Source organism: Halomonas sp. M4R1S46 (genome assembly GCF_025725685.1).
In the GTDB taxonomy this organism is placed as follows: domain Bacteria; phylum Pseudomonadota; class Gammaproteobacteria; order Pseudomonadales; family Halomonadaceae; genus Halomonas.
Genome location: NZ_CP107008.1, coordinates 213310 through 232773 on the forward strand (window position 1 = coordinate 213310; position 19464 = coordinate 232773).

Consider the following 19464-nt stretch of genomic DNA (forward strand, 5'->3'; position numbering starts at 1 on the left):
GCCTCTCCTCAGGGCGTGGCGGCGTCGTCCGGCAGGGCACGCTCGAACTCGGCGCGCAGGCGCTCCGGCTCCCAGCGGGCGATGGCCCAGTCGAGCTGCTCCGCCACCGGGGCGATGGCCAGCTCGGCGGGCGGGGCCTGGTCCAGGACGTCCAGGGCCCGGTGCAGCAGGGGACGCACCGCGGCGTCCGCCTCCGGCAGGGCGGGGGCCATGTTCTGCTTCGATAGCTTCTGGCCGTCGCCGCCCAGGATCAACGGCAGGTGCAGGTAGCGGGGCGTCGGCAGCCCCAGGGCCGCCTGCAGTTGGCGCTGCCAGGGCGTGTTGTCGAGCAGGTCGGCGCCGCGGACCACGTCGGTGATGCCCTGGTCGGCGTCGTCCACCACCACGGCCAACTGGTAAGCCCAGAGGCCGTCCTTGCGCTTGAGCACCACGTCGCCGAGCGCGTCCGGGTCGAAGGTCTGGCGGCCGAACAGCCGGTCCTGCCAGGTGACCGGGCGCTGCCCCAGGTCGCTGCGCAGCCGCCAGGCCACCGGCTGGCCGGGCTCGCTGACGCCCCCGCGGCACCAGCCCGGGTAGATCGGATACGCCCGCCACTGCCTGCGCGAGCAGCTGCAGGGATAGGCCAGGCCCAGCGCCTCGAGGCGTGCCAGGGCCGCCGCATAGGCGGCGTCGCGGTCGTGCTGCCGGGTCACCGGGCCGTCCCAGTGCAGGCCGAAGGCCTCCAACTGGCGCAGGATGGTGTCGGCGGCCCCGGGGGGGCAGCGCGGCGGATCGATGTCCTCGATGCGGACCCCCCAGCGACCGTCCACATGGCGGGCGTCGAGGAAGCTGGCCAGGGCCGCGATCAGCGAGCCGAAGTGCAGGGGCCCCGAGGGCGTCGGGGCGAAGCGGCCGCGGTAGGCGTTCATGGACGGCTCCGGGGCGAGAGGGCGAACATGCGGACGGGCACCCGGGGGTGCCCGTCGTGAGGCCGGCATCGGCGCGGGACCTCAGCCGCCGAGCTGCTTCTCCTTGAGCTCGGCCAGGGTCTTGCAGTCGACGCACAGGGTCGCGGTGGGACGGGCCTCGAGGCGGCGGATGCCGATCTCGACGCCGCAGGCGTCGCAGAAGCCGTAGTCGTCCTCGTCGATCTTGTCGATGGTCTCGTTGATCTTCTTGAGCAGCTTGCGCTCGCGGTCGCGGGTGCGCAGTTCGAGGCTGAAGCCCTCCTCCTGGGTCGCCCGATCGGCCGGGTCGGCGTAGTTGTTCGCCTCCTCCTGCAGGTGGCGAACCGTGCGGTCCACCTCCTCCATCAGCTCCTGTTTCCAGCCCAGCAGGATCTGTCGGAAGTGCTCGAGCTGCTTCTCGTTCATGTACTCTTCACCCGGCGCCGGCTCGTACGGGGTGAATTTCTTGGGCGCTTCCATCTTCTTTTCTGCTACTGGCATGGGACTGCCTCGTTACTTGAGTGACTGCTGATCAATACCCGCCGCGGTGCTAAGGTATCTCACGCCAAAGGGATGCTTGTTTAGCGAAAAAACTCGGGCTTTGCAACACCTCCCTGGATGAGGACTGCGTCGACACTCCAAAAGTCGTAACATGCAGAGTTTGACTATGGCAGGCCGGAAAGATGCCCGCCATGCTGGCGTGTCGTCGACGGGCCAGCCGTACCGTGCAAGGAGACCCCCATGCCCTGGAGCTCGCGCCTCGACGCCGTTGCCCCCTTTCGCGTGATGAGCCTGCTGGAAAGTGCCCAGGCCCGGGAGGCCGCGGGCCATGACGTCATCCACCTGGAGGTGGGCGAGCCGGACTTTCCCACCCCCGAGCCGGTACTGGCGGCGGGCCAGCAGGCGCTGGCCCGGGGCCAGACCCGCTACACCCCGGCCGCCGGGCTGCCGGCCCTGCGCGAGGCCATCGCCGGGCACTATGCCCGCCACTTCGGCGCCGAGGTCGACCCGGCGCGGATCATCGTCACCCCCGGGGCCTCCGGGGCCCTGCTGCTGGCCAGCCAGTTGCTGGTCGAGGCCGGCGACCGGGTGCTGATGGCCGATCCCACCTATCCCTGCAACCGCCACTTCATGGCGCTGGCCGGGGCCGAGGTCGACGCCGTGCCGGTGGGGCCGGCGAGCGGCTGGCAGCTGGACGCCGAGCTGGTGGCGCGCCACTGGGGCGAGGCCACGCGGCTGGCGATGCTGGCCTCGCCCTCCAATCCCACCGGCCACATGCTCGATGCCGCGGAGCTCGCCGCGGTCGCCGGGACGGTGTCGGCGCGCGGCGGTCACCTGCTGGTGGACGAGATCTACCAGGGGCTCTCCTACGAGCTGGCCCCGCTCTCGGCCGCCGCCATCGCGCCCGAGGCCTTCGTGGTCAACAGCTTCTCCAAGTACTTCGGCATGACCGGCTGGCGCCTGGGCTGGCTGGTGGCCCCCGAGGCGGCCGTCGAGCCGCTCACCCGGCTGGCCCAGAACGTCTTCCTGGCCGCCCCCACCCCGGCCCAGCACGCCGCCCTGGCGGCCTTCAGCCCCGAGTGCCGCGAGCTGCTGGAGGCGCGCCGCGGCGAGCTCGAGCGGCGCCGCGATGCGTTGTTCGCCGGCCTGGCGGGCCTCGGGCTGGCGCCGGATCTGCCGCCCCAGGGGGCCTTCTACCTGTGGCTCGACATCGCCCGCTACAGCCGCGACAGCGAGGCCTTCTGCCGGCGCCTGCTGGAGGAGGAGAACGTCGCCATCACCCCGGGCACCGACTTCGCCGTGCAGGGCGGCGAGCACCATGTGCGCATCGCCTTCACCACCAGCAGCGCCCGGCTGGAGGAAGCGGTGGCGCGCCTCGGGCGCTTCCTGGGCCGGCAGGGGGGCGCCTGATGCGCTATCCGGCGCTGGTGCCCGGCACCCTGCTGCGACGCTACAAGCGCTTCCTGGCCGACGTGCGCCTCGACGACGGCCGCGAGGTGGTCGCCCACTGCCCCAACACCGGCTCCATGCGCGCGGTCGATGTCCCGGGCTGCCGGGTGTGGCTGTCGCCCAGCGACGATCCCCGGCGCAAGCTGGCCTGGACCTGGGAACTGATCGAGTTGCCGCAGCCGGATGGCGCCACGGCGCTGGCCTCGGTGCACACCGGCCGGGCCAACCGCATCGTCGAGGAGGCGCTGGTGGCCGGGGGCATCGAGGAACTGGTCGGCCTGGGCACGCTGACGCGCGAGGCCCGGGTCGAGGGTGCCCAGCGCGCACGACTGGATTTCCGGCTGGAGGCCGGGGACGGCGCGGTGGCCCATGTCGAGGTCAAGCAGGTGACGCTGCGCGAGGGGGACGGTCACGGCTACTTCCCCGACGCGGTCAGCGAGCGGGGGCGCCGGCACCTCGAGGTGCTGGCGGGGCTCGCCGCCGCGGGGCAGCGCGCCGTGCTGCTGTTCTGCGTGGCCCACGAGGGCATCGACAGGGTGGCCCCGGCGGCCCACCTGGACCCGGCCTATGCCGAGGCGCTGCGGCGGGTCGCGGCCCAGGGCGTGGAGGTGCTGGCCCGGCGCTGTCGTTTCGCCCGCGAGGACGGCCGGCCGTGCGCCGTCGCGCTCGGCGAGTCGTTGGCGGTGGATCTGGGGCGCGACCTGCCCCAAGCCTAGCGGTCGATATAGAAGCGCTGGATGAAGCTGACGTCGACCGGGGCGGCATTGCGGTCGGGGGCCACCTCGAGCTCGAAGCGCATCGGCTCGCCCTCGTGGATGCGGAAGGTGGCGATATGGTAGACGCTGTCGCCATCCCGCACGGTACGAAAGCGCAGCGGCAGGGGCTGGCCGGTCAGGCCGCTGACCTGGCCGTCGACCCGGGCATTCACCGCACGAGGCGCGCCCTCGTCCTGCTCCTGCAGCACGCTGACGTTGAGCATCCCGGTGACGCGGCTGCGCTGGATGCCCGCCGCCGTCGCCACCTCGGGGGCGAGGAAGCTGGTGTTCAGGGCGTTGTAGTGGATCTGGTAGTCGCCGACCTGCTCGAACTGCTGAGCCTGGGCCAAGGGCGCGGCCAGCAGCAGGCCGGTGGCCAGTGCACCCAGGGTCTGTCGAATCGTCATGCCGTCTGCCCTCCCGTCGCGAAATCCGTGCTCGTGCGTCATCCGCCGGCTTGGCCCGGCTGGCGGGCCACCCGGAAGATGGCGATCTCGCCGAACAGGTTGGGCCACCACCGCGAGGTCCAGTGCCCCTCGTGGTCGCCGATGCCCACCGCCCGGTCGACGATTATCAGACCCTTGTCCCTGCACAGGTGTTCAAAGTCATTGAACGTCGACAGGTGGATGTTGGGCGTGTCGTACCAGGCATGGGGCAGCGACTTGGAGACCGGCATGTAGCCGCGCAGGCCCAGGTAGGCGCGGTGACGCCAGTAGGCGAAGTTGGGGAAGGTGATGATGCACTCCCCGGCGACCCGCAGCATCTCGTCGAGCATGCGGTCGGGACGGCGCAGGGCCTGCAGAGCCTGGGTCATCACCACCAGGTCACAGGCATCGTCCTCGAAGTTGGCCAGCCCCTCGTCGAGGTTCTGCTCGATGACATTGACGCCGCGGGCCAGGCAGGCGGTGATGCCCTCGTGGTCGATCTCCAGCCCGTAGCCGGTGACGCCCTTGTCGCGGGCCAGGGCGGCCAGCAGGGTGCCGTCGCCGCAGCCCAGGTCGAGCACTCGGGCGCCCTCGGGCACCCAGTCGTGGATCCGTTTCAGGTCGGCGCGCATCATGGGCGGTCCTCCAGGCCCTGGTCGCGGGCCACGCGCTGCATGAAGGCGGCGAACACCGCCTGGTAGCGGGGTTCGGGCAGCAGGAAGGCATCGTGACCGTGGGGCGAGTCGATGTTGGCGTAGCTGACCGACTTGCCGGCACGGACCAGGGCGTTGACCAGCTCCCTGGAGCGCCACGGCGGGAAGCGCCAGTCGGTGGAGAAGCTGATCACCAGGAAGGGGCAGTCGGCCGGGGCCACGGCCGCCGCCAGATCGCCGCCGTGGGCCGCGGCCGGATCGAAGTAGTCCAGTGCCTTGGTCATCAGCAGATAGGTATTGGCATCGAAGGACGTCGAGAAGGTGTCGCCCTGGTAGCGCAGGTAGGACTCCACCTGGAACTCCACGTCATAGCCGAAGTTCAAGTCCTCGCTGCGCAGGTCGCGGCCGAACTTGCTGCCCATGGCGTCTTCCGACAGGTAGGTGATGTGACCCACCATGCGGGCCAGCTTGAGGCCGCGTCGGGGCAGGGTGCCGTGCTCGGCGTAGTGGCCATCGAAGAAGTCGGGGTCGGAGCGGATGGCCTGGCGGGCCACCTCGTTGAAGGCGATATTCTGGGCCGAGAGCCTGGACGTCGCGGCGATCACCACGGCGTTGGCGATGCGCTCGGGGTAGCTCAGCGTCCACTGCAGCACCTGCATGCCGCCCAGGCTGCCGCCGACCACCGCGGCGAAGCGCTCAATGCCCAGGCGGTCGGCCAGCCGGGCCTGGCTGTGCACCCAGTCGCCCACCGTCATCATCGGGAAGTCGGGGCCCCAGGCCTCGCCGGTCTCCGGGTTGAGGCTGGTGGGGCCGGTGCTGCCGTGGCAGCCGCCGAGGTTGTTCACCGAGACCACGAAGAAGCGGTCGGTGTCGATCGACTTGCCGGGCCCGATATGGGCGTCCCACCAGCCGGGCTTGCGCTCGTCCCGAGAGTGGTAGCCCGCGGCGTGGTGGTGCCCGGAGAGGGCGTGGCAGATCAGGATGGCGTTGCTGCGCTCGGCATTGAGGGTGCCGTAGGTCTCGTAGACCAGGTCATAGGCCTGCAGCGTCTTGCCGCAGGCCAGGGCAAGCGGGTCGTCGAAGTGCGCCTTCTCGGGCGACACCAGGCCGACCGAATCGCGGGGAAGCTCGGTCATCTAGCGTATCGTGTCCAGTCGTTGTTATGGCGTTGGCTCAGAGGCCGACCAGGGCGCCGACGATGCCGGCGGCGCGGATCAGCGAGCCCACCACGATACCATCGATGAGGCTGATGGCGATGAACACCACGATGGGCGAGAGGTCGAGCATGCCCAGCGGGGGGATCACCCGCCGCACCGGGGCCATGATCGGCTCCACCAGCTGCATGATCAGGATGGCCCCGGGGTGGCTGGCGCGGGGCGCCACCCAGCTGAGGATGATCATCACGATCAGCGCGAAGAAGTAGATCTTGAGGATGGCGTTGGCCAGCGCCGCCACGGCGCCGATGGCCAGGTCGTCCACCGGGGCCATGCCGTAGCCGGCGATCTGCAGGATGGCGATGATGGCCACCAGCTTGATCACCAGGCCGCAGGCCAGGGTGGCCAGGTCGAAGCGGCCCATCACCGGGCCCAGGAAGCTCTGGAAGGGGCGCACCGCCGGCTGGGTGATCTTCACCACCGACTGGCTGATGGGGTTGTAGTAGTCCGCCCGGGATGCCTGCAGCAGGAAGCGCAGCATCAGCAGGAACAGGTAGATGTTGACGAGAGTGTTGACCAGCAAGAGGCCGGCGTTTCCCAGTTGACTGCCCATCAGGGCTCCTCCATGTCGCGTGTTTGCTTACCGGCTCAGCGCTTGCCGAGTTCCTCGGCCATCTCCCGGGCGCGCTCGGCGCAGGCGGTCATGGCCTGCTGCATGATGTCGCGCAGACCCGCGTCCTCCAGGTGCTCGATGGCGCGTTCGGTGGTACCCCCCGGCGACATCACGTTGCGCTTCAGCTCGCCGGGCGTCTTGTCGCTGGCCATCGCCATGCGCGCCGCACCCAAGGCGGTCTGCATGGCCAGCCGGCGGGCGGTGTCCGCGGGCAGCCCGAGCCTGGCGCCGGCCTCCTCCATCGCCTCGAACATCAGGAAGAAGTAAGCCGGGGCGCTGCCGGACACGGCGGTCACGGCCTCCAGCAGGGCCTCCTCCTCGACCCACTCGACCAGGCCCACGGCCTCGAGCAGCTCGGTGGCCAGCCGGCGCTGGGCCTCACTGACCCGCGAGTTGGCGTACAGGCCGGCGGCGCCGGCGCCGACCAGCGAGGGGGTGTTGGGCATGCAGCGCACCACGGCGAGCTCGCCGCCGAGCCAGGTCTCCAGGGTCTCCGCCGGCAGGCCGGCCGCCACCGAGATGATCAGCGGCTTGCGCGCCTGGACGGCATCGCGCATGGCGCTGCAGACGTCGTGCATGATCTGCGGCTTGACCGCCAGGACCACCACATCCGCGTGGGCCACCGCGGTGGCGTTGTCGGTCTCGGTATGGATGCCGAGTTTCTCGCGGACCGGGGTCAGGGCTTCCTCGTGGGGGGCGGTGGCGGTGATGGCCTCGCGGGGATACCCGCTGTCGATCATCCCGCCGATGATGGCGCTGGCCATGTTGCCGGCGCCGATGAAGGTGACTTGGCTTGCCATGGTGTTGTCCTGTCTGGGTCGACGAGTGGAGCCGCCGGCGGGCCGGCGGCGTCGTGGGCTATCGGTCGTTGGTCTCGGGCCGCCGGCGTTCACCGAAGATGGCCGTACCGAGTCGTACCAGGGTGGCGCCTTCCTGCACCGCGGCCTCCAGGTCGCCGCTCATGCCCATCGAGAGGGTATCGAGGCCGGCGTCCGGGAAGCGTGCGCGCAGCGCCGCCAGGGCCTCGCGCAGGCGGGCGAAGGGCGCGCGCTGGGCCGCCGGCGTATCCGCCGGGGCCGGGATCGCCATCAGCCCGCGCAGCGCGAGCCGGGGCATCGCCAGCACGGCCTCGGCCAGCGCCGGCAGCTCCTCGAGCGTCACCCCGGACTTCGAGGCCTCGCCGCTGATGTTGACCTGCAGGCAGACATTCAGCGGCGCCAGGCCTGGCGGGCGTTGATCGTTGAGACGCCGGGCGATCTTCGCGCGGTCTACGCTATGTACCCAGGCGAAGCGTGCGGCCACGTCACGGCTCTTGTTGGACTGCAGGGGGCCGATGAAATGCCAGACGATGTCGTCGAGGTCGGCGAGCTCGGCCTGCTTGTCCAGGGCCTCCTGGACGTAGTTCTCGCCGAACTCGCGCTGGCCGAGCCGCCAGGCCTCGCGGATCCGGGCGGCGGGCTTGGTCTTGCTGACCGCCAGCAGCCGCGCCGCATCGGGGGCGCGGCCGGCATCGGCCAGCGCCGCCGCCAGGCGGTGGCGGGCGGCGGTCAAGGAATCGGAAAGTACCAGATCCGTCATGTCGCGAGGTCTGTCATACTAAGAGCACCTTATCCCGGGAGCGGGGGAAACGCATGGATATTACCGAACTGCTGGCATTCTCGGCAAAGCAGAACGCCTCGGACCTGCATCTGTCGGCGGGTCTGCCGCCGATGATTCGTGTCGATGGCGATATCCGCCGGCTCAACGTGCCGGCCATGGAGGACCGGGAGGTCCGCAAACTGATCTACGACATCCTGGCCGATCGCCAGCGCCGGGACTTCGAGGAGTTCTGGGAGACCGACTTCTCCTTCGAGGTGCCGGGCGTCTCGCGCTTTCGTGTCAACGTCTTCAACCAGGCCCGCGGCGCCGGGGCGGTGTTCCGTACCATTCCCTCCGAGGTGTGGACCATGGAGGACCTGGGCATGGGCGATGTCTTCCGCCGCCTGTCCATGCTGCCCCGGGGCCTGGTGCTGGTGACGGGTCCCACCGGCTCGGGCAAGAGCACCACGCTGGCGGCGATGATCGACTACGTCAACGAGAACCGCTTCGAGCACATCCTCACCATCGAGGACCCGGTGGAATTCGTCCATCGCAGCAAGCGCTGCCTGGTCAACCAGCGCGAGGTGCATCGCGACACCCACGGCTTCGCCCCCGCCCTGCGCAGCGCCCTGCGCGAGGACCCCGACGTCATCCTGGTCGGCGAGATGCGCGACCTCGAGACCATCCGGCTGGCGCTGACCGCGGCCGAGACCGGCCACCTGGTGTTCGGCACCCTGCACACCACCTCGGCGGCCAAGACCATCGACCGGATCATCGATGTCTTCCCCGGCGACGAGAAGGCCATGGTGCGTTCGATGCTCTCCGAGTCGCTGCAGGCGGTGATTTCCCAGGCGCTGCTCAAGCGCCAGGGCGGCGGCCGGGTCGCGGCCCACGAGATCCTCATTGCCACCGCGGCGGTGCGCAACCTGATCCGCGAGGACAAGGTGGCGCAGATCTACTCGGCGATCCAGACCGGCGGCAACCTGGGCATGCAGACCCTCGACGCCTCCCTGGCGCGTCTGGTGGCCGACAACGTGGTGGCCCGGGAAGAGGCCCAGGCCAAGGCCAAGGCCGTCTTGGCGAGCTGAACGGGTGACCGGCAAGGAGTCCTGATATGACCGCAAAAGAATGGCTGTACCAGCTGCTGGATATCATGATCGAGAAGGATGCCTCGGACCTGCTGATCTCCGTGGGCGCACCGCCGACGCTCAAGATGGCCGGCAAGCTGACGCCCATGGGCAATCAGGGGCTGAGCAACGACCAGGTCCACGAACTGGTGGCGGCCTCGATGCCGGAAGCGCCTCTCCAGCGCTTCATCGACGAGCACGAGGCCAACTTCGCACTCAGCCTGGAGGGCCGGGGTCGCTTCCGGGTCAGCGCCTTCCAGCAGCGCAACCAGCCGGCCATGGTGATCCGCCGCATCGCCTTCGAGATCCCGCACCTGGAGGAGTTGTCGCTGCCCACGGTGCTCGGTGAGCTGGCCAACCACAAGCGCGGCCTGGTGTTCGTGGTCGGAGGCACCGGCACCGGCAAGTCGACCACCCTGGCCTCGATGATCCAGCAGCGCAACGAGACCATCGGTGGCCACATCATCAGCGTCGAGGATCCCATCGAGTACGTGCATCCGCATCGCCGCGCCATCATCAACCAGCGCGAGGTGGGCATCGACACCGACTCCTACGAGGTGGCACTGAAGAACACCCTGCGCCAGGCCCCGGACGTCATCCTGATCGGCGAGATCCGCACCCGGGAGACCATGGAGCATGCCCTGACCTTCGCCGAGACCGGGCACCTCTGCCTGGCGACCCTGCACGCCAACAACGCCAACCAGGCGCTCGACCGGATCATCCACTTCTTCCCCCACGAACGGCACGAGCAGGTCTGGCTCGACCTGTCACTGAACCTGCGCGCCATCGTCGCCCAGCAGCTGCTGCCCACGATGGATGGCGGGCGCTGCCCGGCCATCGAGGTCATGCTCAAGTCGCCGCTGATCGGTGACCTGATCCGCAAGGCCGAAGTGTCCGAGGTCAAGAACATCATGGCTCGCTCCCGGGACCAGGGCATGCAGACCTTCGACCAGGCGCTCTATGACCTCTTCAAGCAGGGGCGCATCTCCGAGGAGGTGGCGCTGGTCCACGCCGATTCGGCCAACGACCTGCGCATGATGATCAAGTACGGCGACGGGCGGGGCGAGGGCCTGGCCGAAGCCAAGCAGGCGGCCAGCCACCTCTCGCTGCGCGGCGAGGACGACTACTGAGTGTTCCTTTCAAAACCCGACTGATGGAAGTAGTGGGCTTTTCCGGCGACAAGCCCCGGAGTGCCGGACCATCGCGAGGGCGCTGTGAACCCGTCCATGGGCGCTACCGACGCCCTGCTGCGCTCTCGCGTCCCGCTCCAGCTTGCAGGTCCGGTGCTGGCCATCCATGGCCAGTCCGTTCGGAGCCGTGCTCCTCACCCTTGGCGTAGGACCCTCGCTTCGCCTTGTCCCCAGCGCCCATTGCTATCAAGTGTCGAGAAATGCTTTAGGACATTCGGCGCGGCGTCTCAGGGGGCGTAGACGCCGCCCAGTACCCGCGGCCCGGTGGCACCGGTGACCGAGGGCAGGTTGCCCGGCAGGCCCTCGAGGCGGCGCCAGGCCAGCCAGGCGAAGGCCGCGGCCTCGAGCCAGTCGGCGGGCCAGCCCAGGTTGCGGCTGTCCTCCAGGGGCGTCTCGGGGAGCCGGCGCGCCAGGCGCGACAGCAGGTCGGGGTTGTGGGCCCCGCCGCCGCAGGGGATCAGGCGGCCGGCGGCAGGCGCCGCCAGTGACTCCCGCGCCATCTCGATGCCCATGGCCACGCTGACGGCGGTCAGCTCGGCCAGGGTCGCCTGGACATCCGCCGGCGCCTCCCCGCCCGACAGCCGCGACGCCAGCCAGTCCAGGTGGAACACCTCCCGGCCGGTGCTGCGCGGCGGCGGGCGGTGGAAGAAGGGGTCGCCGAGCAGACGCTCGAGCAGCGCCTCGTCGACCCGCCCCGAGGCCGCCCAGGCGCCGCCCTCATCGAAGCGTCCGCCCCGATGGCGAGCGTGCCAGGCATCCAGCAGGGCGTTGGCCGGTCCGGTGTCGAAGCCCAGCGGCGGGCGCTCGTCCCCGGCCGGGGGTAGCAGGGTCAGGTTGGCGAAGCCGCCCAGGTTGAGCACCAGTCGCCACTCGTCGGCGGAGCGGAACAGCGCCTCATGGAAGGCCGGTGCCAGCGGGGCGGCCTGGCCACCGGCGGCCAGATCGCGGCGGCGGAAGTCGGCGACCACCCGGCAGCCGGTGAGCTCGGCCAGCAGGCTGGGGTTGTCGAGCTGCAGCGTGTAGGCCGGCCCCGCGCCATGGCCCCAGGGGGCATGCTCGATGGTCTGGCCATGGCTGCCGATGGCGGCGATCGCCGAGGCGGTGGTGTCGCTGGCGGCCAGCAGCCCCGCCACCGCCTCGGCCTGCAGCTCGCAGAAGGCCTGCTCGGCGGCGGCGAGCTCGGCGAAGCTCACGCGCTCGGCATGGCACAGCTGCCACAGGGCGTCGCGCAGCGTGGTCGGCATCGCCGCGCCATGGGTGGCCACCAGGCGGGGCGGGGTGTCTGCGGCGATGTCGACCAGGGCGGCATCGATGCCATCCAGGCTGGTGCCGGACATCAGGCCGATGAACAGGGGCATGGGGGACTCCCGAAGGGCTCAACCGTCGATGGCTGGCATGATAACATTCCCCACCATTCCCATAGTCCATCGCCGCCCCAACACGGGCCGCCCTGCCGAGTGGAGAGGAGAGCATGTCCGATGTCGCCGACGCGCTAGCGTTGCTCAAGCGTGGTACCCACGAGATCCTGCTCGAGGACGAGCTGGAGAAGAAACTGGCCTCCGGCCGCAAGCTGCGCATCAAGGCGGGCTTCGATCCCACCGCCCCCGACCTGCACCTTGGGCACAGCGTGCTGCTCACCAAGATGCGCCAGTTCCAGGATCTCGGCCATGAGGTGATCTTCCTGATCGGCGATTTCACCGGGCGTATCGGGGATCCCACCGGCAAGAACGTCACCCGCAAGCCGCTCACCGAGGCCGAGGTCAAGGCCAATGCCGAGACCTACAAGGAGCAGGTGTTCAAGATCCTCGATCGCGACAAGACCGAGGTGCGCTTCAACGCCGAGTGGTTCTCCGCGATGAGCGCCGCCGACATGATCGAGCTGGCCGGGCAGAGTACCGTCGCCCGCATGCTGGAGCGCGACGACTTCGAGAAGCGCTACAGGTCCGGGCAGTCCATCTCCATCCACGAGTTCCTCTACCCGCTGGTGCAGGGCTACGACTCCGTGGCGCTGGAGGCCGACGTCGAGCTGGGTGGCACCGACCAGAAATTCAACCTGCTGATGGGCCGCGAGATCCAGAAGCACTTCGGTCAGGAGTCTCAGGTGGTCATCACCATGCCGCTGCTCGAGGGCCTCGATGGCGTGCAGAAGATGTCCAAGTCGCTCGATAACTATGTGGGCGTCGACGAGGCGCCGGGCACCATGTTCAACAAGCTGGTCTCCATGCCCGACAGCCTGATGTGGCGCTACTTTGAACTGCTGTCCCTGAAGAGCAACGAGGAGATCGATGCCCTGAAGCGCGACGTCGAGGGCGGCGCCAACCCTCGCGACATCAAGATGGAGCTCGCCCGGGAGCTGATCGGTCGCTACCACGGCGAAGAGGCCGCGGCGAATGCCCACCGCAGTGCCGGCAACCAGCTGGCCGAGGGCGAGCTGCCGGAAGACCTGCCGGAGGTGGAAGTCGACTTCGAGGGCAACGCCCAGGCGCCCATCGCCGCGGTGCTCAACCGGGCCGGGCTGACCAGGAACAGTGCCCAGGCCAAGGACATGCTCGGCAACGGTCGGGTCAAGGTCGATGGCCAGGTGGTGGCCCGGGACCACATGCTCGAGGGGGGGCGCAGTTATGTCATCCAGGCCGGCAAGAAGCGCTATGCCCGGGTGACGATCGCCTGATATCGCCGCTTTCGATGTCGCTGAACGCCCGCCCCGTGCGGGCGTTCGTGTCTGTGGCGGCAGGCATGACATATCCACAACGGGTGGCGGCCGAAACCGGCTGTGGATAGCAGGTTCCGGGTGTGGTTGTCATCGCCTCTTCATGCCCTCGACACGCGGCGGAAACTTTTTCGCCGCAGGGCTTGCGTCCTCCCCGGAGAATCCGTAAAGTACGCATCCGCTGCCGGCGACGGGCAACGTTGCAGGCGGTGATGAGTGGCAGAAGTGCTTGTTTCTTCAAGGGTTTTTGAGAAGAATCGGTTGACAGGTTCGCCGGAAGCGGTAGAATGCACGCCACTCGATCGGCAGTCACTCCACGACGGAATGACGCTTCGGTCGCCCGGATCGCTTCCTCGGAAGCCGTCGAAAAGGGCTTGACGCGAAACGCCGATCACGTAGAATACGCCTTCCTTGCAGGGCGCCGGGCAAGACGGCCAGTTTGGTCGGCACGGCAACGCAAGATGCTCTTTAACAATCGATCAGGTAATTCATGTGGGCGCTTGTCGAGATGTCGGTGACCAGTCACTGAATATCAAGGCAAGCGACTCGTCAAACGAGACGTTTGAACCTTGAGCCAAGTTTGGTGCACTCAATGCACTATCAAGCTTTGAAACTGAAGAGTTTGATCATGGCTCAGATTGAACGCTGGCGGCAGGCCTAACACATGCAAGTCGAGCGGAAACGATGGAAGCTTGCTTCCAGGCGTCGAGCGGCGGACGGGTGAGTAATGCATAGGAATCTGCCCGGTAGTGGGGGATAACCTGAGGAAACTCAGGCTAATACCGCATACGCCCTACGGGGGAAAGCAGGGGCTCTTCGGACCTTGCGCTATCGGATGAGCCTATGTCGGATTAGCTGGTTGGTGAGGTAATGGCTCACCAAGGCGACGATCCGTAGCTGGTCTGAGAGGATGATCAGCCACATCGGGACTGAGACACGGCCCGAACTCCTACGGGAGGCAGCAGTGGGGAATATTGGACAATGGGCGAAAGCCTGATCCAGCCATGCCGCGTGTGTGAAGAAGGCCCTCGGGTTGTAAAGCACTTTCAGTGAGGAAGAACGCCTTCGGGTTAATACCCCGGAGGAAGGACATCACTCACAGAAGAAGCACCGGCTAACTCCGTGCCAGCAGCCGCGGTAATACGGAGGGTGCGAGCGTTAATCGGAATTACTGGGCGTAAAGCGCGCGTAGGCGGCGTGATAAGCCGGTTGTGAAAGCCCCGGGCTCAACCTGGGAACGGCATCCGGAACTGTCAGGCTAGAGTGCAGGAGAGGAAGGTAGAATTCCCGGTGTAGCGGTGAAATGCGTAGAGATCGGGAGGAATACCAGTGGCGAAGGCGGCCTTCTGGACTGACACTGACGCTGAGGTGCGAAAGCGTGGGTAGCAAACAGGATTAGATACCCTGGTAGTCCACGCCGTAAACGATGTCGACTAGCCGTTGGGGTCCTTGAGACCTTTGTGGCGCAGTTAACGCGATAAGTCGACCGCCTGGGGAGTACGGCCGCAAGGTTAAAACTCAAATGAATTGACGGGGGCCCGCACAAGCGGTGGAGCATGTGGTTTAATTCGATGCAACGCGAAGAACCTTACCTACCCTTGACATCGTGCGAACTTGGTAGAGATACCTTGGTGCCTTCGGGAGCGCACAGACAGGTGCTGCATGGCTGTCGTCAGCTCGTGTTGTGAAATGTTGGGTTAAGTCCCGTAACGAGCGCAACCCTTGTCCCTATTTGCCAGCGATTCGGTCGGGAACTCTAGGGAGACTGCCGGTGACAAACCGGAGGAAGGTGGGGACGACGTCAAGTCATCATGGCCCTTACGGGTAGGGCTACACACGTGCTACAATGGCCGGTACAATGGGTTGCAAAGCCGCGAGGTGGAGCTAATCCCATAAAGCCGGTCTCAGTCCGGATCGGAGTCTGCAACTCGACTCCGTGAAGTCGGAATCGCTAGTAATCGTGAATCAGAATGTCACGGTGAATACGTTCCCGGGCCTTGTACACACCGCCCGTCACACCATGGGAGTGGACTGCACCAGAAGTGGTTAGCCTAACTTCGGAGGGCGATCACCACGGTGTGGTTCATGACTGGGGTGAAGTCGTAACAAGGTAGCCGTAGGGGAACCTGCGGCTGGATCACCTCCTTAATCGACGACGTCGCCGGCACTCGGCAAGTGTCCACAATGAATTACCTGATCGGCCAGAGCAAAGACTGTTTGGGTCGCGGACCCAGTGGTTAGTCGCCGGGTCTGTAGCTCAGTTGGTTAGAGCGCACCCCTGATAAGGGTGAGGTCGGCAGTTCAAGTCTGCCCAGACCCACCAAATTTGCGCAATACGTCGTTGCTTTCCACCTCGTGTAGCAGGCTACACGTCGGCGAAAAGCGCCTCGTCTTGCACAAATTTCCCTATAGGCAACGGGAAGTCAGAGGGGCCTTAGCTCAGCTGGGAGAGCGCCTGCCTTGCACGCAGGAGGTCAGCGGTTCGATCCCGCTAGGCTCCACCACTCTCAACCCCCGACAGTCCTTGAAGTTTTAAGCTAGACGCTGAATGTGTCGCCTCGATGACGGGGTTCACTTACAGCTTCCAGCTTAAAGCTTCCAGCTTTAAATGCTCTTTAACAATGTGAATCATGCTGACAACGTTCTTTCGAAAGAAAGGACACGAGATACGTCTCAAGCGTATCCGGCAATTGTCGTGTTGTCATCGCGGATCAGACCCCTTGGGGTTATATGGTCAAGCGATGAAGCGCATACGGTGGATGCCTAGGCAGCCAGAGGCGATGAAGGACGTGGAAGCCTGCGATAAGGTTCGGCGAGGTGGCAAACAACCTGTGACCCGGACATTTCCGAATGGGGAAACCCACCCAGGGTAACCTGGGTATCCCACACTGAATCCATAGGTGTGGGAGGCGAACCGGGGGAACTGAAACATCTAAGTACCCCGAGGAAAAGAAATCAACCGAGATTCCCCCAGTAGCGGCGAGCGAACGGGGACCAGCCCTTAAGCAGGTGACTGATTAGGCGAATGAGCTGGGAAGCTCAACGATACCGGGTGATAGTCCCGTAGCCGAAAATCTGATCCTGTGAAATCGAGTAGGTCGGGGCACGTGAAACCTTGACTGAAGACGGGGGGACCATCCTCCAAGGCTAAATACTCCTGGCTGACCGATAGTGAACCAGTACCGTGAGGGAAAGGCGAAAAGAACCCCGGAGAGGGGAGTGAAATAGATCCTGAAACCGTATGCGTACAAGCAGTGGGAGCCGATTCGTTCGGTGACCGCGTACCTTTTGTATAATGGGTCAGCGACTTATTTTCAGTGGCGAGCTTAACCGTATAGGGGAGGCGTAGGGAAACCGAGTCTTAACTGGGCGACCAGTCGCTGGAAATAGACCCGAAACCGGGCGATCTATCCATGAGCAGGTTGAAGGTTGAGTAACATCAACTGGAGGACCGAACCAGGATCTGTTGAAAAAGATTTGGATGACTTGTGGATCGGAGTGAAAGGCTAATCAAGCCCGGAGATAGCTGGTTCTCCTCGAAAGCTATTTAGGTAGCGCCTCACGTATCACCGCCGGGGGTAGAGCACTGTTTCGGCTAGGGGGTCATCCCGACTTACCAACCCGAGGCAAACTCCGAATACCGGTGAGTGGCAGCGTGGGAGACACACAGCGGGTGCTAACGTCCGTTGTGAAAAGGGAAACAACCCAGACCGTCAGCTAAGGTCCCGAAATCCTGGTTAAGTGGGAAACGATGTGGGAAGGCTTAGACAGCTAGGAGGTTGGCTTAGAAGCAGCCATCCTTTAAAGAAAGCGTAATAGCTCACTAGTCGAGTCGGCCTGCGCGGAAGATGTAACGGGGCTCAAACCAGGTACCGAAGCTACGGGTGCGTCGAATGACGCGCGGTAGAGGAGCGTCGTGTACGCCGACGAAGGTCTGTCGAGAGGCAGGCTGGAGGTATCACGAGTGCGAATGCTGACATGAGTAACGACAAGGGGAGTGAAAAACTCCCCCGCCGGAAGACCAAGGGTTTCTGTTCGACGCTAATCGGAGCAGAGTGAGTCGGCCCCTAAGGTGAGGCCGAAAGGCGTAGCCGATGGGAAACGGGTCAATATTCCCGTACCTCACAGTATTGCGATGGGGGGACGAAGAAGGCTAGGTGAGCCAGGCGTTGGTTGTCCTGGTGAAAGTCAGTAGGCTGGGGATTCAGGCAAATCCGGATCCCTAAGGCCGAGAGACGAGACGAACAGACTACGGTCTGGAAGTCATCGATGCCACGCTTCCAGGAAAAGCCTCTAAGCTTCAGATACTGTGGGACCGTACCCCAAACCGACACAGGTGGTCAGGTAGAGAATACCAAGGCGCTTGAGAGAACTCGGGTGAAGGAACTAGGCAAAATGGTGCCGTAACTTCGGGAGAAGGCACGCCGCATTAGGGTGAGGGTCCTCGCGACCGGAGCCCGACGCGGTCGAAGATACCAGGTGGCTGCAACTGTTTATTAAAAACACAGTACTCTGCAAACGCGTAAGCGGACGTATAGGGTATGACGCCTGCCCGGTGCCGGAAGGTTAATTGATGGTGTTAGCTTCGGCGAAGCTCCTGATCGAAGCCCCGGTAAACGGCGGCCGTAACTATAACGGTCCTAAGGTAGCGAAATTCCTTGTCGGGTAAGTTCCGACCTGCACGAATGGCGTAATGATGGCCACGCTGTCTCCACCCGAGACTCAGTGAAATTGAAATCGCAGTGAAGATGCTGTGTACCCGCGGCTAGACGGAAAGACCCCGTGAACCTTTACTACAGCTTCACACTGGACGCTGATGTTGCTTGTGTAGGATAGCTGGGAGGCTTGGAAACCCGGACGCCAGTTCGGGTGGAGCCGACCTTGAAATACCAGCCTGGCATCATTGGCGTTCTAACTCAGGTCCGTGATCCGGATCGAGGACCGTGTGTGGTGGGTAGTTTGACTGGGGCGGTCTCCTCCCAAAGCGTAACGGAGGAGCACGAAGGTACCCTCAGCACGGTTGGAAATCGTGCAATGAGTGCAAGAGCATAAGGGTGCTTAACTGCGAGACAGACACGTCGAGCAGGTACGAAAGTAGGTTCTAGTGATCCGGTGGTTCTGTATGGAAGGGCCATCGCTCAACGGATAAAAGGTACTCCGGGGATAACAGGCTGATACCGCCCAAGAGTTCACATCGACGGCGGTGTTTGGCACCTCGATGTCGGCTCATCACATCCTGGGGCTGAAGTCGGTCCCAAGGGTATGGCTGTTCGCCATTTAAAGTGGTACGCGAGCTGGGTTTAGAACGTCGTGAGACAGTTCGGTCCCTATCTGCCGTGGGCGTTGGAGATTTGAGAAGCGCTGCTCCTAGTACGAGAGGACCGGAGTGGACGTACCTCTGGTGTTCCGGTTGTCATGCCAATGGCACTGCCGGGTAGCTAAGTACGGACGGGATAACCGCTGAAAGCATCTAAGCGGGAAGCCCCCTTCAAGATGAGATCTCCCCGAGGCCTCGAGCCTCCTGAAGGACCCAGCAAGACCAGCTGGTTGATAGGTCGGATGTGGAAGCGCTGCAAGGCGTTGAGCTAACCGATACTAATTGTCCGTGAGGCTTGACCATATAACACCCAAGCGGTCTGTCGATGACAGCCGACAAGGGCCGGGTACGACGAGACGACTCGCGTCAGCATGATTCGCATCCTTTTTCGCCTGACGACCATAGCGTGCGGGAACCACCTGATCCCTTGCCGAACTCAGCAGTGAAACCGCTCAGCGCCGATGGTAGTGTGGGGTCTCCCCATGCGAGAGTAGGTCATCGTCAGGCACTTATTCCGAGAAACCCCCGGTCGCGACAGCTGCCGGGGGTTTTTCATGTTGGGCCGATAGCACCGGCAAGGGGCTCCCCATGGAGAGTCCCGGAGCGCCGGCCGAATCATCGTCAGGCACTTATTCCGGAAAAGCCCCGGCCTCGAAAGAGGTCGGGGCTTTTTTACGTTCAGGCACCTACTCCGAGACAATCCCCCGAGCTTATTGAGCTCGGGGTGTTTTCATGTCGGTACGATACCCGCGACAAGGGTCTCCCCGAGCCCGTTGGCCGTGAGCGAACGGGAACCGCTTCAGCGGGCTCGTAGGGCCTACCGACCCTGGTCGCGAGAGCTCCAGCGAAGGCCCTGGGCTCGGCCGTGAACGGGGAGGGTAGGGCGACGTCGTCAGCGCCTCGCATGGCCCCTGTGAGCCGCTCTGGGTCCGGTGGTGTACGACCGCGAGAACGTGGGCGCTGGTAAGGCGGCGAGACGCGTGCCAGGGGGAGGGGCGCATGGCGA

General features: G+C 65.3%; 14 protein-coding genes, 2 tRNA genes and 3 rRNA genes. 10 read left to right on the forward strand and 9 right to left on the reverse strand.

Features of this window, described 5'->3' with window-relative positions; translation table 11 throughout:
• Positions 1–8: 8 nt before the first annotated feature.
• Both gluQRS and dksA read right to left on the reverse strand, forming a co-directional pair.
• Positions 9–908: a tRNA glutamyl-Q(34) synthetase GluQRS gene (gene gluQRS / locus OCT48_RS01005; protein WP_263590949.1), complete on the reverse strand. Its 900-nt coding sequence runs from the start codon at positions 906–908 to the stop codon at positions 9–11.
• An 81-nt stretch (positions 909–989) separates the two neighbouring features.
• The gene (dksA, locus tag OCT48_RS01010) at positions 990–1427 is read right to left on the reverse strand and encodes an RNA polymerase-binding protein DksA (RefSeq protein ID WP_183385491.1); all 438 of its coding nucleotides are present in this window, start codon (positions 1425–1427) and stop codon (positions 990–992) included.
• 240 nt (positions 1428–1667) lie between these two features.
• On the opposite strand from dksA, the gene OCT48_RS01015 reads away from it, so the two are divergent.
• Together OCT48_RS01015 and sfsA are read left to right on the forward strand one after the other, a co-directional pair.
• A complete protein-coding gene (locus OCT48_RS01015) occupies positions 1668–2837 on the forward strand; it encodes a pyridoxal phosphate-dependent aminotransferase (RefSeq protein WP_263590950.1) in 1170 nt (389 codons plus the stop codon).
• Entirely contained in the window at positions 2837–3592 is a 756-nt protein-coding gene (gene sfsA, locus OCT48_RS01020) for a DNA/RNA nuclease SfsA (RefSeq protein WP_263590951.1), read from the forward strand. The genes OCT48_RS01015 and sfsA overlap by 1 nt, the downstream gene beginning before the upstream one ends.
• Here the strand turns inward: sfsA and OCT48_RS01025 are convergent.
• Genes OCT48_RS01025 through OCT48_RS01050 form a run of 6 tightly spaced genes read right to left on the reverse strand, consistent with a single transcriptional unit; the run spans position 3589 to position 8114 of the window.
• A complete protein-coding gene (locus OCT48_RS01025) occupies positions 3589–4038 on the reverse strand; it encodes a DUF4426 domain-containing protein (protein ID WP_263590952.1) in 450 nt (149 codons plus the stop codon). The two genes, sfsA and OCT48_RS01025, sit on opposite strands and share 4 nt — an antisense overlap.
• A 38-nt stretch (positions 4039–4076) precedes the next feature.
• Positions 4077–4688: a methionine biosynthesis protein MetW gene (gene metW, locus OCT48_RS01030; RefSeq protein ID WP_263592552.1), complete on the reverse strand. Its 612-nt coding sequence runs from the start codon at positions 4686–4688 to the stop codon at positions 4077–4079.
• Complete coding sequence (gene metX, locus OCT48_RS01035; protein WP_263590953.1) at positions 4688–5845, reverse strand: homoserine O-succinyltransferase MetX; 1158 nt, start codon at positions 5843–5845, stop codon at positions 4688–4690. The genes metW and metX overlap by 1 nt, the downstream gene beginning before the upstream one ends.
• Before the next feature lie 37 nt (positions 5846–5882).
• Positions 5883–6476 (reverse strand): YggT family protein, encoded by a 594-nt coding sequence (locus tag OCT48_RS01040; RefSeq protein ID WP_263590954.1) that lies wholly within the window; start codon positions 6474–6476, stop codon positions 5883–5885.
• Between the two features lie 35 nt (positions 6477–6511).
• On the reverse strand, positions 6512–7336 hold the full coding sequence (proC, locus tag OCT48_RS01045; protein WP_263590955.1) for a pyrroline-5-carboxylate reductase: 825 nt from the start codon (positions 7334–7336) through the stop codon (positions 6512–6514).
• A 58-nt stretch (positions 7337–7394) separates the two neighbouring features.
• Positions 7395–8114 (reverse strand): YggS family pyridoxal phosphate-dependent enzyme, encoded by a 720-nt coding sequence (locus OCT48_RS01050; protein ID WP_263590956.1) that lies wholly within the window; start codon positions 8112–8114, stop codon positions 7395–7397.
• A gap of 53 nt (positions 8115–8167) precedes the next feature.
• On the opposite strand from OCT48_RS01050, the gene OCT48_RS01055 reads away from it, so the two are divergent.
• Both OCT48_RS01055 and OCT48_RS01060 read left to right on the forward strand, forming a co-directional pair.
• Positions 8168–9202 carry a type IV pilus twitching motility protein PilT gene (locus OCT48_RS01055; protein WP_263590957.1) on the forward strand — a complete coding sequence of 345 codons (1035 nt, stop codon included), beginning with the start codon at positions 8168–8170 and terminating at the stop codon, positions 9200–9202.
• A 26-nt stretch (positions 9203–9228) separates the two neighbouring features.
• Complete coding sequence (locus OCT48_RS01060; RefSeq protein WP_263590958.1) at positions 9229–10371, forward strand: PilT/PilU family type 4a pilus ATPase; 1143 nt, start codon at positions 9229–9231, stop codon at positions 10369–10371.
• Between the two features lie 287 nt (positions 10372–10658).
• Here the strand turns inward: OCT48_RS01060 and OCT48_RS01065 are convergent, their stop codons facing one another.
• The gene (locus OCT48_RS01065) at positions 10659–11789 is read right to left on the reverse strand and encodes an anhydro-N-acetylmuramic acid kinase (protein ID WP_263590959.1); all 1131 of its coding nucleotides are present in this window, start codon (positions 11787–11789) and stop codon (positions 10659–10661) included.
• Between the two features lie 113 nt (positions 11790–11902).
• Between OCT48_RS01065 and tyrS the strand changes: the two genes are divergently transcribed.
• The 6 genes from tyrS to rrf all read left to right on the forward strand — a co-directional run bounded on the left by tyrS (position 11903) and on the right by rrf (position 18965).
• The gene (gene tyrS, locus OCT48_RS01070) at positions 11903–13102 is read left to right on the forward strand and encodes a tyrosine--tRNA ligase (RefSeq protein WP_263590960.1); all 1200 of its coding nucleotides are present in this window, start codon (positions 11903–11905) and stop codon (positions 13100–13102) included.
• Positions 13103–13751: 649 nt separating this feature from the next.
• Positions 13752–15289: ribosomal RNA gene (locus OCT48_RS01075) — 16S ribosomal RNA — on the forward strand.
• A 98-nt stretch (positions 15290–15387) separates the two neighbouring features.
• Positions 15388–15464: transfer RNA gene (locus OCT48_RS01080), tRNA-Ile, on the forward strand.
• Between the two features lie 105 nt (positions 15465–15569).
• Positions 15570–15645: transfer RNA gene (locus OCT48_RS01085), tRNA-Ala, on the forward strand.
• 228 nt (positions 15646–15873) lie between these two features.
• Positions 15874–18761: ribosomal RNA gene (locus OCT48_RS01090) — 23S ribosomal RNA — on the forward strand.
• Between the two features lie 88 nt (positions 18762–18849).
• A 5S ribosomal RNA gene (gene rrf / locus OCT48_RS01095) occupies positions 18850–18965 on the forward strand.
• Together the 16S, 23S and 5S rRNA genes with 2 tRNA genes alongside form the textbook arrangement of a ribosomal RNA operon.
• Positions 18966–19464 lie beyond the last annotated feature (499 nt).

What these genes read in the sequence shown, in the direction of transcription:
- OCT48_RS01065 (WP_263590959.1), bottom strand. Translation starts at nt 11,789, where the DNA reads ATGCCCCTGTTCATCGGCCTGATGTCCGGCACCAGCCTGGATGGCATC.
- tyrS (WP_263590960.1), top strand. Translation starts at nt 11,903, where the DNA reads ATGTCCGATGTCGCCGACGCGCTAGCGTTGCTCAAGCGTGGTACCCAC.
- OCT48_RS01055 (WP_263590957.1), top strand. Translation starts at nt 8,168, where the DNA reads ATGGATATTACCGAACTGCTGGCATTCTCGGCAAAGCAGAACGCCTCG.
- sfsA (WP_263590951.1), top strand. Translation starts at nt 2,837, where the DNA reads ATGCGCTATCCGGCGCTGGTGCCCGGCACCCTGCTGCGACGCTACAAG.
- OCT48_RS01050 (WP_263590956.1), bottom strand. Translation starts at nt 8,114, where the DNA reads ATGACGGATCTGGTACTTTCCGATTCCTTGACCGCCGCCCGCCACCGC.
- OCT48_RS01015 (WP_263590950.1), top strand. Translation starts at nt 1,668, where the DNA reads ATGCCCTGGAGCTCGCGCCTCGACGCCGTTGCCCCCTTTCGCGTGATG.
- OCT48_RS01025 (WP_263590952.1), bottom strand. Translation starts at nt 4,038, where the DNA reads ATGACGATTCGACAGACCCTGGGTGCACTGGCCACCGGCCTGCTGCTG.
- metX (WP_263590953.1), bottom strand. Translation starts at nt 5,845, where the DNA reads ATGACCGAGCTTCCCCGCGATTCGGTCGGCCTGGTGTCGCCCGAGAAG.
- proC (WP_263590955.1), bottom strand. Translation starts at nt 7,336, where the DNA reads ATGGCAAGCCAAGTCACCTTCATCGGCGCCGGCAACATGGCCAGCGCC.
- dksA (WP_183385491.1), bottom strand. Translation starts at nt 1,427, where the DNA reads ATGCCAGTAGCAGAAAAGAAGATGGAAGCGCCCAAGAAATTCACCCCG.
- metW (WP_263592552.1), bottom strand. Translation starts at nt 4,688, where the DNA reads ATGCGCGCCGACCTGAAACGGATCCACGACTGGGTGCCCGAGGGCGCC.
- OCT48_RS01040 (WP_263590954.1), bottom strand. Translation starts at nt 6,476, where the DNA reads ATGGGCAGTCAACTGGGAAACGCCGGCCTCTTGCTGGTCAACACTCTC.
- OCT48_RS01060 (WP_263590958.1), top strand. Translation starts at nt 9,229, where the DNA reads ATGACCGCAAAAGAATGGCTGTACCAGCTGCTGGATATCATGATCGAG.
- gluQRS (WP_263590949.1), bottom strand. Translation starts at nt 908, where the DNA reads ATGAACGCCTACCGCGGCCGCTTCGCCCCGACGCCCTCGGGGCCCCTG.